A 15,463-nucleotide genomic window follows, 5' to 3' on the forward strand; every position below is an offset into this window, starting at 1 on the left:
CGCGCGGCGCCATGCGATGCATAATAGATGTGGCGGCACCAGTGGGGTCGGTGCCGCTGCCGCACGCGCCCCGCCTGCGGCACACGCTCGTGACCAAGGATGCAGATGTCCAGTGACTCCCCGCGCGATCTCGCCCACGCGCTCCGCCCCAGGCACCTCTCGATGATCGCGCTCGGCGGGGTCATCGGAGCCGGCCTGCTCGTCGCCTCGAGCGGGGCGATCGTCTCGGCCGGCCCCGCGGTCGTCCTCACGTACGCCGGCGGCGGCCTGCTCGTCGTGCTCGTCATGCGCATGCTCGGCGAGATGGCCTCGGTGTCGCCCGAGACCGGATCCTTCTCGGCGTACGCGAGCCGCTTCATCGGCCCGTGGGCGGGAACGGCGGTGGGGTGGCTCTACTGGTGGTTCTGGAGCGTCACCGTCGGCATCGAAGCGACCGCCGCCGCCGTGATCCTCGCGGACTGGGTCCCCGCACTGCCGCAGTGGGTCTGCGCGCTCGCGCTCACCGTGATCTTCCTCGGCGTCAACCTCATCTCGGTCGGCTCGTTCGGGGAGTTCGAATTCTGGTTCTCATCCATCAAGGTCGGCACGATCGTCGCGTTCCTCATCGTCGGGATCCTGCTGATCGCCCAGGTGATCCCGAACGGCACGGCCTCCGCCGCGAACCTCGCCGGTTCGGACTCGGGCGGATTCATGCCGTACGGGATCGGTGGCGTGCTCGCCGCGTTCCTGCCCGTCATGTTCTCCATGTTCGGCGCCGAGGTCGCGACGATCGCCGCGGGGGAGTCGATGCACCCGCGCGCAGCGGTGCGCAAGGCCGTGAACTCGGTGGTCGCGCGCATTCTGCTGTTCTACATCGGGTCCATGCTCGTCATCGTCACCGTACTGCCGTGGAACCGCATCGAGGCGGGGGTCAGCCCGTTCGTGACGGTGCTCGACGCGGCCGGATTCGGCTGGGCCGGAACGGTCATGAACGTCATCGTGTTCACGGCGCTGTTCTCCACGCTGAACGCGGCGCTCTACAGCTCGTCCCGCATGGTGTTCTCGCTCGCCGAGCGTGGTGCCGCCCCGCGTCGCCTGGCGCGCGTCTCACGGCGCGCCACACCGTCGTCGGCGATCCTGTTCTCCGCGATCATCGGACTCGTCTGCGTCGCGCTCAACTACGCCGCCCCCGATGCCGTCTTCTCGTTCCTGGTGAACTCCACGGGCGCGCTCGTCATCGTCATCTGGGCGGCAATCGCCGTCTCGCAACTGCGCAGCCGACGGGTGCTCGCCCGCCAGGGGATCGACGCAGTGGCGCAAGAGGGCGTCAGTCGCACATGGGGGTTCCCGGTCGTGAACTGGATGGTAATCGCGGCGCTCGCCGGGCTGCTGATCTCCATGTTCTTCGCCGGGGGCCAACGCCTCATCGAAGTGACGGCGAGCGCGGTGGTGATCGCGCTCGCCGTCACGGTGGGGGTCGCTGTGCAGCGCCGCGGACTCCGGTCGGATCAGGAGCCTGCGGAGCGCCGGGCCAGGTTGTAGAACCGGATCTCCTGGTACTCCTCGAGTCCCTCGGAGCTGCCTTCACGACCGAGACCCGAGGCCTTCGTGCCGCCGAACGGTGCCGCGACGTTCGACACGATGCCCTGGTTGATGCCGACCATGCCGGTGTCCAGTCGGTCCGCGACGTCGAACGCGCGGTCGATGTTCTCGCTGAACACGTAGCTCGCAAGACCGAAGGGGGTGGCGTTCGCGCGGGAGATGCCATCGGCCTCGTCGCGGAAGCGGGCGATCGACGCGACCGGTCCGAAGATCTCCGTCTGCGCGATCTCGGCGCTCTCGGGGACGCGGTCGAGCACCGTCGCCTCGAAGAAGTGACCGTCGCCCTCGGGTGCGGATCCGCCCAGACGCAGATCGGCTCCCCGCGACACGGCGTCCTCGACGAATCGACTGAAGTTCGCGACCGCGCGGTCGTCGATCACCGGACCGAGCGTCACGCCCTCCGCGAGGCCGTTGCCGAGCACGGTCTCGCGCATGCGCTCCGTGAATCCCTCGACGAAGGCGTCGGCGATGCCGTCCTGCACGAGAATGCGGTTGGCCGCCACGCAGGACTGGCCGCCGTTGCGCAGCTTGGCGATCACGGCGCCCTCGACGGCGCGATCGAGATCGGCGTCGTCGAAAACGAGGAGGGGCGCGTTGCCGCCGAGTTCCATGGAGCTCTTGATGACGTGCTTCGCCGCCTGCCCGAGCAGCACGCTGCCGACGCCCGTCGATCCGGTGAACGACACCTTGCGCACGCGCGGGTCGGCCATCAGTGCCTCGCTGAACGCTCCGGCGCGGGTGGTGGTCACGACCTGCACGAGCTCCTCAGGGACGCCGGCCGCGACGAAGATCTCGGCGACCACGAGCGTGGTGATCGGGGTGAGCGCCGCAGGCTTCACGACCGCCCCGCAACCCACCGCGATCGCGGGCGCGATCTTCCGGGTCGCCATCGCCATCGGGAAGTTCCACGGCGTGATGAGCAGTGCGGTGCCGATCGGACCGCGCGTGGTGAGAATCGTCGACCCGCCGACGGGGTTCTCGCGGTACCCGCCCGCGGGGCGCAGCGCCTCCTCGGCGTACCAGCGCACGTAATCGGCGGCGTACTGCACCTCGCCCAGGGCTTCCGCGAGCGGCTTGCCCATCTCGCGCGTGATGACGGCGGCGAGCCGGTCCCGCTGCTCGATGAGCATCCCGTACGCGCGGTGCAAGACGTCGGACCGGTGGCGGGCGGTGGTCCGCGCCCAGGCCGCGCCCGCACGGTCCGCGCGGTCGAGTGCGACGAGCGCGTCATCGGCCGAGTGGTCGGGCGGGGTGGCGATGACGCGTTCGGTGGCCGGATCCCGCACCTCGAACGTGTCCGTCGTGCCGAGGTCGAGGCGGTCGAGTACGACGCTCGCGAGGGCCGCCTCGCTGCGCTCCAGGAGCTGCTGATCGATCGAGGGGGGCATCATCGCGCCACCGCCAGTTCCGGTGCGGTCGCACCGCTCGTCGCGTCGAGTCCGGCCCGCACCGCGGCGACGATGCCGCGGACCTCGGCATCGGTGGTGGTGAACGGCGGACTGATCTGGACCACGTTGCCGCGCAGCGGCCGCGCGATCCATCCCTCGTCGACCATGGCGTCGGTGATGCGTTCGGCGGAGTGCGCGGGGCCGAGCTCGATGCCGCCGAGGAAGCCGGCCACGCGGGTCGCGGCGACGCGGGGGTCCGCGGCGATGCCGGCCAGCTCGTCGGCCAGTACGGTCTCGAGGCTGCGAACGCGGTCGAGCAGGCCCTCGCGCTCGATGATCTCGAGATTCTTGAGCGCGAGCGCTGCCGACGTGGCGTGCCCCGAGTAGGTGGTGCCGTGGCGGTAGATCGGGGCGTCATCGGTGTAGAAGGGCTCCCAGACCTCGGGGGCCACGATGATGCCGCCGACGGCCGAGTAGCCCGACGAGATGCCCTTCGCCATCGTGATGATGTCGGGGCGGATCCCGTATCGCTCCGAGGCGAACCAGGTGCCGGTGCGCCCGAATCCGGTGATGACCTCATCCGCGATGAAGAGGATGTCGTGCTCGTCGGCGATCCGCTGCAGTCCCTCGAGGTATCCGGGGGCCGGGGGGATCACGCCCCCGGTGCCCTGGATCGGCTCGGCGATGATCGCGGCGATGCGGTCGGGTCCGATCTCGGCGACCCGCTGACGCACGCGCTCGATATCGGCGGTGTCGATGCGGGCGGTCTCGGGCACGAGGGCGTCCGTGCCGTAGCCTTCACGGTTGAAATCGAGTCCCGCGACGCTCGTGCCGAACGCGTGCAGGCCGTGGTACGAGAGGTCGCGGCTCAGCACGACGGTCTTGTCGTGGCGTCCGCGCAGCTGCCAGTAGCGCCGGGCGAGCTTCAGGGCGACGTCGATGGAGTCGGATCCTCCGCTGTTCAGGATCACCTTCGCATCGTCGACGGGAGACAGGTCGCGCACGCGTTCCGCGAGTTCCACGGCGCGATCGTTCAGGTACCTGCCGAACACGTGGTACGTCTCGAGGGTGCGCATCTGCTCGGCGGCCACTTCGGCCATCTCGGCGCGGCCGTGCCCGATGTTGGCGTGCCAGAGCCCGGCGGTGCCGTCGAAGAGGCGCTGCCCGTCCGAGGTGAAGACGTAGTTCCCTTCGCCGCGGGTGATCGTCAGCTGGCGGCCGAGAACAGAGGGCATGTGGGCCTGCGCGCTCCAGAGCGCGGGGCCGGTGCGATCGGGTGCGGTCACGGTGATCAGGTCTCCTTCGGTGGGCGGGTTCCCGACGTGTCGGGGCAGCGTGTCCGATTGTAGGGCAATGCTACGATCTTTGGAAGGGCCGGCGTGCCGCGAGCGTGCTCGCGACGACCCGGTCATCACCGAACACTGCGATGAAGGAGGACGGATGCGCACGCATGCCGTATCAGTGCTGGCCGGCGACGGAATCGGGCCGGAGGTGATGCCCGAAGCGCTCGCGGTGCTCGACGACGCCGTCGCGCCGCACGGCATCCGATTCGAGTGGCACGAGCAGCCGTGGGGGAGCGAGTACTACCGCCGGCACGGACGCATGATGCCGACGGATGCGATCGAGACGATGGCGGCGACGGACGCCGTGTTCCTCGGTGCGGTGGGCCATCCGTCGGTCTCGGACGTGGAGACGCTCTGGGGCATGCTCATCCCGATCCGGCGCGAGTTCGATCAGTACGTGAACCTGCGCCCGGTGCGCTCGTTCGCCGGGATCTCGTCATCGCTCGCCGGCGACCCCGAGATCGACCTCGTGATCGTGCGCGAGAACGTGGAGGGGGAGTACTCCGAGGTCGGCGGCCGCGCGTATCGGGGGACGCCGCATGAAGCCGCGTACCAGCAGGCGCTCTTCACCCGGTTCGGGGTCCAGCGGATCGCGCGCTACGCCGTCGATCGCGCGCGCGAGCGCAGCGGACGGCTCGTCTCCGCGACGAAGTCGAACGGCATCATCCACACCATGCCCTTCTGGGACGAGATCGTCGCCGAGGTCGTCGCTCGCGACGGCGCGGAGCTCGAGCTCGAGTCGGTGCTCATCGATGCGCTCGCCGCGCGCATGGTCCGTGCGCCCCGCAGCCTCGACGTCATCGTCGCCTCGAACCTGTTCGGGGACATCCTCTCGGACCTCGCCGCGGGAGCGGTCGGATCCATCGGAATCGCACCGAGCGCGAACCTCAACCCGGAACGCGCGTTCCCCTCCATGTTCGAGCCGGTGCACGGATCGGCGCCGGATATCGCCGGTCGGGGGATCGCCAATCCGATCGGTCAGATCTGGGCCGGGGCGATGATGCTGGACCACCTGGGGTACCCGCAGATCGCGGCGCAGGTGGAGGCCGCCTTCACCGCGGTGATCGGCGCGGGAGTGGTGACGCCCGACCTCGGCGGGTCGGCGAGCACCGCGGAGGTGGGTGCGGCGGTGCGCGCAGCACTGGCGTAACCCGCGTCGGCGCGCTGACCCGCATGTTACGGGCCGGAGTCGCGGCCGTTTCGTGATTGTTGGATTGTTGACAATCCTCCCAGAACCTGTCTATTCTCGCTTCAACACGAGCAACGCAGCCGTGGGTTCACGAATCTTCCGGGAGGACGCATGCACAGCCTCGAGGTGACGGATCTGAAGATCTCGATCGGAGGCCGCACGATCGTGAACGGGATCTCGTTCGCGGTGGGCCAGGGTCAGCGGGTCTGCCTGCTCGGCCAGTCCGGTTCGGGCAAGTCTCTCACCGCAGCCGCCGTTCTCGGGCGACTCCCCGCGAACGCGGTGACCGAGGGCAGCATCAAGATCAACGGCGTCGAGGTGCTGGGGCGCCCCTCCTCGAAGCGTCCGGACGAGGCCCGGGTCGCCATGGTCTTTCAGGACTCCGCGGTCGCCTTGAACCCGCTTGTGCGCATTCGTGAGCAGCTCGTCGAACCGCTGCGTCGGCACCGCGGGCTGTCTCGGCAAGACGCGCTCGCCGCGGCAGTGGAACTCGCCGACTCGGTTGGACTGCCCGACCCCGAACACCTCATCGGACGGTTCTCGGCCGAACTCTCCGGCGGACAGCGGCAGCGCGTCTGCATCGCACTTGCACTCGCCTGCAACACTCGACTCATGGTGGCGGACGAACCGACCACCGCGCTCGATGTCGTCACCCAGGCCAAGGTGCTGAACGTCTTGAAGCGCTACACAGCCGGCCAGAACACGCCCGCGCTCCTCTTCATCACACACGACTTCGCCGTGGCGTCGGAACTGTGCAGCGACTCCGTCGTGCTCAAGGACGGCGAGATCGTCGAGCAGGGGCAGATCCACTCGATCTTCGCCAACCCCGGGAAGCCGTACACGCGCGAGCTCATCCGAGCCGCGCGGGCCGCGACGATCGAACCGTACATCGAACGGTTCCGCGCCGAGTGCGCGGCGGGGACGCCGTGCGCGCCGGACCCGCGGAAGTCGTTCTACGACATCGGCCAGGTCAGTCGGGAGTACCGGATGCCGAGGAAGCGCCTGTTCGCGCCCCGCGAATGGAAACCGGCGCTGCACCCGACCAGCCTCACCATCGGTGAGGGAGAGCGCGTCGGTATCGTCGGGGTCAGCGGTTCAGGCAAAACCACGCTCTTGCGGCTCATGCTCGCCCTGGAGGAAACGGACACCGGTGCCGTCACCTGTCAGGGAAAGGCCGTGCACCCCGCCGATGTACGACACCTCAGGTGGTACCGCAGGCGGGTGCAGTACGTCCCGCAGGATCCGGCGAGCACGCTCGATCCGCTCATGACCGTTCAGGCGCTTGTGCGAGAACCCCTCGTGCGCCTGAACGTCACGGGAGATCACGACGCCATGGTGCACGAGGCGCTCGACTCGGTCGGCCTCGACCACAAGTTCCTGCGGCGTCGGGCGAGCGAACTCTCCGGCGGTCAGGCGCAGCGCCTTGCCATCGCCCGCGCGATCGCCACCCGCCCCGATTTTCTGCTCGCCGACGAACCGGTGAGCGGACTCGACCTGCCGATGCGGGAGTCGATCGTGCGGCTCATGCGCAGCGTCTCGGAAGAGCGCGGCACCGGCATCGCGGTCGTCTCGCACGACCTGGCGATGGTGGCGAGCCTCTGCGAGCGCACCATCGTGATGCACGCGGGTGAAGTGGTCGAAGATCGCCCGACCGCCGAACTGCTCTCGGACCCGCGGCATCCGCGCACGCAGGAGCTTCGAGATGCGATCCCGACCCTGCACGTGCTCCCCGCCGATCTCGCACCGGAAAGGAAGACGGCATGACGCTCTCCACACAGGCCGTTCCGGCCCTGAGGCGCGCGCAGCGCCGCACCTCGCTCTCGAGCACGTCGCGAGCCGCCCTCATCTCGACGGTCTCGCGCATCGTCACGATCCTCGGCGTCGTCTTCCTGCTCGGCATCCTCCCGATCCTGTCGGGTCGCGACATCGCGATGTCGGTGTTCCGCTCGCGCTACGCCGAGGGCGAGGCCACGCCAGAAGCGCTCGAGTCCATTCGCCAGGAGCTTGGACTCGACGGTGGCGCGCTCGGCGCGTTCCTCACCTGGCTCGGCAACGCCGTGCAAGGTGACTTCGGCGTCTCGTGGGCGACCCGCAAGCCGGTGCTGCCCGACATGCTCTCGGCGCTCGGCGCCTCGCTGACGCTCATGGTCGCCGCCCTCGTGGTCGCCCTGATCCTGGGCGCGCTGCTCACCATTCCGACGTTCCGCCGCGGCTTGAACGGTCGGTCCGATCGCACCGGAGGCGGTGTCGCGGCGGCGTTCACGGCGCTCCCAGAGTTCCTGCTCGCCTCGGTACTGCTGGTCATCTTCGCGGTCTGGCTCGGTTGGTTCCCACCGTTCGGATGGAGGGGCGTCAACTACCTGGTCCTCCCGGCGCTGTCGATGGGGCTGCCTGCGGGTGGCTTCCTCGGGCGCCTCATGTCGGACGCACTGGCGAGCACGTTCAGCGAGCGCTGGGTGGCGACGTGGCAGGTGGCCGGGTACTCCAAGACCCGGATCATCTTCGCGGCGATCCGTCGAACGCTGCCGGGTGTGACGGCGCCGATGTCACTCATTCTCGTCGGCATCACTGCGGGCGCCGTCGTCGTCGAGCAGGTCTACGCGATCCCCGGCATCGGACGCGCGACGCTCGGCGCGGCGCAGGCGCAGGACCTCCCGAGCCTGCAGGCCGGGGTGATCCTCCTGATGCTGCTCGCGGTCGTGCTCGGAATCGGTGCCACCCTCGTCCGACGTGTGCTTCTCGGTCCGGCGCTGCGATCGAACTCCCTCCCGGCTGCCGTGCCGAAGACTCCCAGCTCCAGATGGGCGCTGCTGCTGCCCGCCACCATGCTGCTCCTCCTGGTGGTCATGCTGCTCGCTGGTCTCCCCCGCGATCCGCTCTCCCTCGACTACACCCGCTTGCAGCCGCCCAGCTGGGAGGTGCCGCTCGGTACCGATGCGAACGGGCGTGACGTGCTGGCCCGCATTTCTCACGGCGCCATGTCGACCATCGGAGTCGGCGCGATCGTCGCGGCGCTCTGTCTCGCGATCGGTCTCTTCATCGGCATGTTCCCGAACCTCGGCGCCGGACCGATCGAGGTCACGAACGCCGCGCCCCCGATCATCGCCGGCCTCATCGTCGCCGCCGTGCTCGGCCCGTCGTCGTTCGGCGCCGCGCTCGCCGTTACGGTCGTGAGCTGGGCGCCCCTCGCCGCGCACACCGCGGCCCTCGTCTCCGAGGTGAAGGCGCAACCGCACGTGAAGATCGCCCCGGTGCTCGGCGTCGCCAATGTCCGCCTGATGCTCCGCTACGTGCTGCCGAGCGTCGTCGGACCGGTCTTCCGCCACGCCTGCCTGCGCCTGCCTGGCATCTGCCTCGCGCTCGCCGCGCTCGGCTTCCTGGGGCTCGGCCCGCAGCCGCCGCAGCCGGACTGGGGCCTCGTGCTCGCCGAGGGTCTGCCCTATGTGGAGCGCGCCCCGCTCGTGGTGCTCGTGCCGGCCGGAGCGCTCGTCATCCTCTCGATCTTCGCCGTGTCGCTCTCGAGCCTGAGCTTCGACTTCCGGGGCAACCGCACCCGACTCGGGCGCCGACGCAATCGTCTCGCCGGCACCGGCGACCCGACCACCACCACCCTGCAGACCGTCGGAGCGCCCAGCGCCGGCGCCGCAGGGCGCTGACCAACCCCCCCCGCCCCTCATCCACCCCATCCCGCTCTCCGAAAGGAACCCCGTGGCCCTCGAACTGCCCCGCCCGAAGTACATCTCCTTCGACATCATCGGTACCCTCATCTACTTCGAGATGCGCAAGACCGTCGAGCCGATCGTCGCCGACCGCCTCGACGGCGACGCGCTCGAAGCGTTCTTCGACATGTTCAGCTTCATCCGGTACGACGAGATTCTGGAGTACCGCCCGTACGACGAGGTGCTCGAGCGCTCGTACCGCCGCGTCTGCGCGCGCTTCGGACTCGAGGTCGCCGACGCCGACGTCGCCGCGATCCAGCGCGACGTCATGGACTGGGGAGCCCACCCCGACGTCGCCGAGCCGCTCGCGAAGATGGCCGAGCACTTCCCGCTCGTCGCGCTGTCGAACGCGGACAACCGGCACCTCGACGCGTTCATCCCCCGTCTCGGCGCACCGTTCCACGCAGTGTTCACGGCGGAGCAGACGGGCGCGTACAAACCGCGCATCCAGGCCTTCGACTACATGCTCGACCAGCTCGACGCGAGTCCCGAAGACTTCCTCCACATCTCCTCGCACCAGCACTACGACCACATCCCGATGGACAAGCTCGGCTTCACGAACAAGGTCTTTTTCGACCGCGGGTACGACCCCGATCTGCCCGCCTACGGCGCCGTGCGAGTGACCTCGCTCGACGAGGTCAACCGCGCGCTCGGCATCGCCTGAGCCTTCGCCCTCCTCTCACCCACTCGAAAGGCACTCCATGAACAGCAAATTCGGTCGCAGAGTCGCGACCGCCTGTGCGTTGACCGCCGGAGGCGCGCTCGCGCTCACCGGCTGCTTCAGCGGAGGCAGCGGAGGCGGCGGGAGCACCGACGACGCCCGCATCTCCGTCGCGATGTTGCAGCCTCCGAACGCCGGCATGAGCCCGTTCAGCGACGACATCGGCAAACTGACGCGCTTGAGCATCGCTGAGACGCTCGTGAACCTCAACACCGACCTCGAGATCGAGCCGATGCTCGCGACCGAGTGGGAGCAGACGGATGACACCACGTGGGTGTTCACCCTCCGCGACGACGTCACGTTCCAGGACGGCACGCCCTTCACCGCCGAGACCGTCAAGAACTCGCTCGACAAGGCCGTCGAGGCCGCGCCTCCGCCGCGCGCGCTGAACGGCGTCGAGATCTCGACCGAGGTGACTGGCGAGTACGAGGTGACCATCACGACCGACGCCCCCGACGCGCTCATCCCCAACCGCCTCGCCAGTGGCCAGCTCTCGATGTTCGCCGAGTCGGCGTACGGCGACGATGGCACGGTGAATCCGGAGGGCACCGGCACAGGCCCGTTCGTGCTGACAGAATTGAACGGCACGACGACGGCGACGCTCGATCGCTTCGAGGACTACTGGGACGATCCCGCCATCCTGGCCGGCATCGACGTCTCGTTCGTGCCCGACGGCGCGGCGCGCGCTGCGGCGATCCGTTCGGGTGAAGCCGATGTCGCCGAGACGATCCCGGTCTCGCAGGTCAGCCTGCTCGATGAGGGTCAGGCGCACGAGGTCGAGATGCCGCGCACGACGATGCTCGCGCTGAACAATTCGGACGGCCCGTTCGCCGATCCCGCGGTTCGTGCCGCGGCGCGGCAGGCGATCGACGCGTCGGGCATCATCGACTCGGTCTACGAGGGGCAAGCCGACTTCTCGGGCGGGCTCCTCGGGCCGGCGATCCCGTGGGCGGCGGATCTGCGCGGTGACGTCTCGAGCGACGTCGCACCCGCGAAGGTCGACGGCGTGCCGATCACCATCGCCACGTACTCGGACCGCGCTGAGAACCCCGAGATCCTCGTGCAGCTCGAGAGCCAGTTGGAGGCCGCGGGCTTCGAGGTGACGCAAGACGTGCGCGAGTACATCAGCCTCGAGACCGAGATGCTCGACGGGGCGTTCGACGCGGTCGTCTACTCCCGCGGCACGCTGCTCGACACCGGCGACCCGCTCTCCTTCCTCGCCGCCGACTTCAGCTGCGACGGCGGATACAACATGACGCAGCTCTGCGACGAGAACGTCGACGCCATCATCGAGCGCGGCTCGCAGGCCGAGGCGGGCCCGGAGCGCCAGCAGGCGACCATCGACGCCGAGACGGCGATCCTGCAGCAGAACGCGGTGATCCCGATCGTGAACGAGCGGGTGGTGCAGGCCGAGACCGGCACCTTCGTCGACATCGTGCGCGATCCGCTCGAACGCCGCCTGATCTCCACCGAGACGAAACCCGCGGAGTGACCGCCCGTCGGCGCCGGCACGCACGCCGGCGCCGACGGCTCCCCGCCACTGCTGTCCCCACCCCTGAACGAAACCGGAGCACCCGACCGTGAAGATGCACTCCTACTGGCTCGACACCGCGACGCCGAGCGGAGACTACACCCAGACCGAGATCCCGAAGGAGGTCGACGTCGCGGTGGTCGGCGGCGGCTACACCGGGCTCTCGGCGGCGTATCACGCGGCGAAGGCCGGCAAGTCGGTCGCGCTCCTCGAGGCGCACGAGGTCATGTGGGGCGCCTCCGGACGGAACGGCGGCATGGCGACCACCGGCCTCGCCGTCGGGTTCCGCGACGCGATCAAGCGCTACGGCGAACAGCGCGCCATCGGGTACTTCCGCGAGTACAACGCGGCCATCGATCTCATCGAGAACCTCGTTGCGGAGCACGACCTCGACGTCGATTACGCGCGCACGGGCAAGATGACACTGGCGTACAAGGAGTCGCACTGGGCCGGGCTGCAGCAGTCGGCCGAAGCGCTCAAGCGGCTCGTCGACCAGCCGGTGCAGCTCGTCGATCGCGCGAACATCCGCAGCGAGATCGGCTCGGACGTCTATTACGGCGCGATGGTCGACCCCCTCGGCGCCGGCATGCACGTCGGCAAGTTCGGCCACGAGCTCGCGAGGCTCGCACTCGAGGCCGGGGCGACGATCCATGAGCGCGCCGAGGTCACCGATCTGCGCCGCATCGGCACCGGCACCATGCACGACCTGACCACGCCGCGCGGCACCGTACGGGCTGGGAAGGTCATCGTCGGCACCAGCGGTTACACCGGCAAGCCGTTCGGCTGGATGCAGCGACGGGTGATCCCGGTCGGCAGTTTCATCGTGGTGACGGAGCCGTTGCCGCAGGTGCTCGTCGATGAGCTGCTGCCGAACCGGCGCATGGCGTCCGACAGCAAGAACTTCATCTACTACTTCCGGATCACCCCCGACAACCGCCTGCTCTTCGGCGGGCGCGCGCGATTCGCCCTGTCGGATCCGTCGCAGGACCGCGAGAGCGGCGAGATCCTGAAGCGGGCCATGCATTACGTCTTCCCGCAGACGCGCGACGCGCGCATCGACTACATGTGGGGCGGTCTCGTCGACATCTCGATGGACCAAATGGTGCACGCCGGGCAGCACGACGGGCTCTTCTACTCGCTGAACTATTCCGGACACGGTGTGCAGATGGCGAACTACATGGGCAAGGTCATGGCCGAGGTCGTCGACGGGAAGCCGGAGGCGAACATCTGGCGCGACCTCAAGAACCCGTGGATTCCCGGGTACTTCGGGAACCCCTGGCTCCACCTGCGGGTGGGCGGGGCCTACTTCGGGCTCCAGGACAAGCTGAGCTGACCCGGCCGGGTCACCTTCGACGACGAGAATCAGAGAGGCGCGAACCATGAGTGCGTGCACGTGTGCCACAGCGGCTCCGCAGACGCGGGCCGACGATCCCGGACTGAGCGCGCGGGGCCTTCCCGGCGGCGGCTTCGTCGCGGGCGCCTGGATCACCGACGGGCTGTCGCTCGCCGTGACCGACCCCGAGAACGACACCGAGATCGCTCGGGTGTACGTCGGCGACGAGGTCGACATCGAGACCGCGGTCGCGGGCGCCGTGCACAGCCTGGAGACCGACACCTGGGAGCTCTGGGAGCGACGAGAGACCCTCGAGCGAGCCGCTCGGCTCGTGCGCGAGGAGGCCGACCGGATCGCCGCCATCATCTCGGCCGAGAGCAGCAAGACGATCACCGAGGCCACCCGGGAGACGGCGCGCGCTGCCGAGACGCTGCGCCTCTCCGCCGACGCTGCGCACGTGCTCGAGGGCGAGACGCTGCCCTTCGCGGACACGCCGCGCGGCGTGGGCCGCTTCGGGTGGAACCGGCGCACGCCGCTCGGTGTCATCGCGGCGATCACGCCGTTCAACGACCCGCTGAACCTCGTGGCGCACAAGGTGGGCCCCGCGCTGCTGGCGGGCAACGCCGTCGTCCTGAAACCGGCGCAGACGACCCCGCTGTCCGCGCTCGCGCTGCAGGACATCCTGCTGCGGGCCGGCATGCCCCCCGGGCGCGTGTCGGTGCTGGTGTGCACGCGGTCCGCGGGCACGGCGCTCGTGGCGGATCCACGGGTCGCCGCGGTCTCCTTCACCGGTGGTCCCGCGACGGGTGACGCACTGGCGCGCGCGGCCGGCGCGCGCACACTGCTCATGGAACTCGGCGGCAACAACGCCGTCGTTGTCTGCGCCGACGCCGACGTGCCCGCGGCCGCCGCCGGCATCGTCGACGGCGCGTTCGGTGTCGCCGGGCAGAACTGCCTGTCGGTGCAACGGGTCTACGTGCACGAGAGCCGGTACGCCGAGCTCGAACGCCTCGTCGTCGACGGGACCGAGCGTCTCATCGTCGGCACCAAGCACGACAGTGCGACCGATGTCGGTCCGCTGATCGGCGAGCGGGAGGCGCGACGCGTCGAGTCGTGGGTCGACGAGGCGGTCGCCGCGGGAGCCACTCGGCTCACCGGCGGCGTGCGCACGGGTGCGTTCGTCACGCCAACGGTGCTGACCGACGTCCCGGACGACGCGCGCGTGCTGACCGACGAGGTGTTCGGTCCGGTCGTCTCGCTCGTGCCGTTCAGCGATCTCGACGAGGCGCTGGCGCTGGCAAACGACACGGACTTCGGCCTGCAGGCCGGGGTGTTCACCGAATCCGTGAGCACCGCGATGTACGCAGCGGAACGCCTCAGGGTCGGCAGTGTGCTCATCAACGACACGAGCGACTTCCGGATCGACGCCATGCCGTTCGGCGGGTCGAAGCGGTCGGGGGTCGGGCGTGAGGGCGTGGCGAGCGCCGTGCTCGCCATGAGCGAGCCGAAGAACATCATCGTGAATCGATTGGGGTAGCGCGCATGTCCGCGGATCGTTTCAGTACCGTGCTCGGCGCGATCGCGCCCGGCATCAGCACACCGGCACCGGTGGTGCTCATCGACGTGGTGCGCGACAACATCGCCCGCATGCAGGCGTTCGCGGACGCGCACGGCAAGCAGCTGCGTCCGCACGTGAAGACGCACAAGAGCGTACGGCTCGGACGCCTGCAACTCGATGCCGGTGCGGTCGGTCTCACCGCGGGGAACCTCAGCGAGGCGGAGATCTTCGCCGCAGACGGCTGCCCCGACATCTTTCTCGCGTACCCGATCTGGGCGGTCGGCTCGAAGGCCGAACGCCTCCGGGCGCTGACCGAGCGCACGACGCTCAGCGTCGGCGTCGAGAGCACCGCCGCCGTCGACGCCCTCGTCGACGCGATGGGCGATGCGGCCGCACGTCTCGGGGTGGTCGTCGAGGTCGACTGCGGAGCAGGACGCTCGGGGGTGGCACCGCCAGATGCCGGCGCGCTCGCCGCCCACGCGGCAGCGCGCGGACTCCGCCCGCTCGGCATCTTCACCTATCCCGGGCACGGCGGCACCGTCGGCGCGCGCGAAGGCGCGGCCGCGGACCAGACGCGGGCACTCCGCACAGCCGTGGCATCGTTCGTCGCGGAGGGGATCCCCGTCTCCGTCGTGAGCGCCGGATCCACCCCCACCGCCGAGTTCTGCACCGACCCGGTCATCACCGAGATCCGGCCGGGGGAGTACGTCTTCAATGATCACGACAACGTGCGTCTCGGCGACTGCCTCCCCGAGCAGATCGGACTCTTCGTCGCCACGACGGTCGTGAGCGACCAGGGGCATGCGCACGTCATCGTGGACGCCGGCACCAAGGCGCTCGCGCGCGAGGGCACCCCCGACCGCGGATTCGGCAACGTGCCGAGCTTCGACGGCGTGCTCGCCAAACTCAACGAATACCACGGCTTCCTGGCGCTGCCGCCAGGGGGAAGGCGCCCGGAGGTGGGCGAACCGGTGCCGATCGTGCCGAACCACGTCTGCCCCGTCGTCAACAGCTTCGAGGAACTCATCATCGTCGACCGCGCGGGCGCGATCGTCGACCGCTGGCCGGTCGACGCCCAGGGTCAGCTCAATTGAACGCGC

At 69.4% G+C, this 15,463-nt stretch carries 11 protein-coding genes; 9 read left to right on the forward strand and 2 right to left on the reverse strand.

All coding sequences use genetic code 11. The features are described from left to right. Positions 1-105 precede the first annotated feature (105 nt). Positions 106-1,521, forward strand: coding sequence for an amino acid permease (locus J4H85_RS02230; RefSeq protein ID WP_208236477.1), 1,416 nt, complete (start codon positions 106-108; stop codon positions 1,519-1,521). Here J4H85_RS02230 and J4H85_RS02235 read toward each other — a convergent pair. Together J4H85_RS02235 and J4H85_RS02240 are read right to left on the reverse strand one after the other, a co-directional pair. Beyond that, on the reverse strand, positions 1,488-2,972 hold the full coding sequence (locus J4H85_RS02235) for an NAD-dependent succinate-semialdehyde dehydrogenase (protein ID WP_208236479.1): 1,485 nt from the start codon (positions 2,970-2,972) through the stop codon (positions 1,488-1,490). The two genes, J4H85_RS02230 and J4H85_RS02235, sit on opposite strands and share 34 nt — an antisense overlap. Then, on the reverse strand, positions 2,969-4,255 hold the full coding sequence (locus tag J4H85_RS02240; RefSeq protein WP_208236481.1) for an aminotransferase family protein: 1,287 nt from the start codon (positions 4,253-4,255) through the stop codon (positions 2,969-2,971). Before J4H85_RS02240 ends, J4H85_RS02235 begins: the two co-directional genes overlap by 4 nt. Positions 4,256-4,409: 154 nt before the next feature. Between J4H85_RS02240 and J4H85_RS02245 the strand changes: the two genes are divergently transcribed. The 8 genes from J4H85_RS02245 to J4H85_RS02280 all read left to right on the forward strand — a co-directional run bounded on the left by J4H85_RS02245 (position 4,410) and on the right by J4H85_RS02280 (position 15,457). Beyond that, positions 4,410-5,462 carry a tartrate dehydrogenase gene (locus J4H85_RS02245; protein ID WP_208236483.1) on the forward strand — a complete coding sequence of 351 codons (1,053 nt, stop codon included), beginning with the start codon at positions 4,410-4,412 and terminating at the stop codon, positions 5,460-5,462. A 150-nt stretch (positions 5,463-5,612) separates the two neighbouring features. Then, a complete protein-coding gene (locus J4H85_RS02250; protein ID WP_208236485.1) occupies positions 5,613-7,265 on the forward strand; it encodes an ABC transporter ATP-binding protein in 1,653 nt (550 codons plus the stop codon). Then, a complete protein-coding gene (locus J4H85_RS02255) occupies positions 7,262-9,157 on the forward strand; it encodes an ABC transporter permease subunit (protein ID WP_208236487.1) in 1,896 nt (631 codons plus the stop codon). The genes J4H85_RS02250 and J4H85_RS02255 overlap by 4 nt, the downstream gene beginning before the upstream one ends. 52 nt (positions 9,158-9,209) lie before the next feature. Beyond that, entirely contained in the window at positions 9,210-9,884 is a 675-nt protein-coding gene (locus J4H85_RS02260) for an HAD-IA family hydrolase (protein ID WP_307863329.1), read from the forward strand. Between the two features lie 37 nt (positions 9,885-9,921). Next, entirely contained in the window at positions 9,922-11,433 is a 1,512-nt protein-coding gene (locus J4H85_RS02265; RefSeq protein WP_208236489.1) for an ABC transporter substrate-binding protein, read from the forward strand. Positions 11,434-11,527: 94 nt separating this feature from the next. After that, the gene (locus J4H85_RS02270) at positions 11,528-12,805 is read left to right on the forward strand and encodes an NAD(P)/FAD-dependent oxidoreductase (protein WP_243893386.1); all 1,278 of its coding nucleotides are present in this window, start codon (positions 11,528-11,530) and stop codon (positions 12,803-12,805) included. Positions 12,806-12,851: 46 nt separating this feature from the next. Next, positions 12,852-14,342, forward strand: coding sequence for an aldehyde dehydrogenase family protein (locus J4H85_RS02275; RefSeq protein ID WP_208236493.1), 1,491 nt, complete (start codon positions 12,852-12,854; stop codon positions 14,340-14,342). 5 nt (positions 14,343-14,347) lie between these two features. Continuing rightward, entirely contained in the window at positions 14,348-15,457 is a 1,110-nt protein-coding gene (locus J4H85_RS02280) for an alanine racemase (protein WP_208236495.1), read from the forward strand. The last annotated feature ends 6 nt before the right edge of the window (positions 15,458-15,463 follow it).

It is taken from the genome of Leucobacter tardus, from assembly GCF_017583045.1.
Taxonomy (GTDB): Bacteria; Actinomycetota; Actinomycetes; order Actinomycetales; family Microbacteriaceae; genus Leucobacter; species Leucobacter tardus.

What these genes read in the sequence shown, in the direction of transcription:
- J4H85_RS02255 (WP_208236487.1), top strand. Translation starts at nt 7,262, where the DNA reads ATGACGCTCTCCACACAGGCCGTTCCGGCCCTGAGGCGCGCGCAGCGC.
- J4H85_RS02245 (WP_208236483.1), top strand. Translation starts at nt 4,410, where the DNA reads ATGCGCACGCATGCCGTATCAGTGCTGGCCGGCGACGGAATCGGGCCG.
- J4H85_RS02270 (WP_243893386.1), top strand. Translation starts at nt 11,528, where the DNA reads ATGCACTCCTACTGGCTCGACACCGCGACGCCGAGCGGAGACTACACC.
- J4H85_RS02275 (WP_208236493.1), top strand. Translation starts at nt 12,852, where the DNA reads ATGAGTGCGTGCACGTGTGCCACAGCGGCTCCGCAGACGCGGGCCGAC.
- J4H85_RS02265 (WP_208236489.1), top strand. Translation starts at nt 9,922, where the DNA reads ATGAACAGCAAATTCGGTCGCAGAGTCGCGACCGCCTGTGCGTTGACC.
- J4H85_RS02235 (WP_208236479.1), bottom strand. Translation starts at nt 2,972, where the DNA reads ATGATGCCCCCCTCGATCGATCAGCAGCTCCTGGAGCGCAGCGAGGCG.
- J4H85_RS02250 (WP_208236485.1), top strand. Translation starts at nt 5,613, where the DNA reads ATGCACAGCCTCGAGGTGACGGATCTGAAGATCTCGATCGGAGGCCGC.
- J4H85_RS02280 (WP_208236495.1), top strand. Translation starts at nt 14,348, where the DNA reads ATGTCCGCGGATCGTTTCAGTACCGTGCTCGGCGCGATCGCGCCCGGC.
- J4H85_RS02230 (WP_208236477.1), top strand. Translation starts at nt 106, where the DNA reads ATGTCCAGTGACTCCCCGCGCGATCTCGCCCACGCGCTCCGCCCCAGG.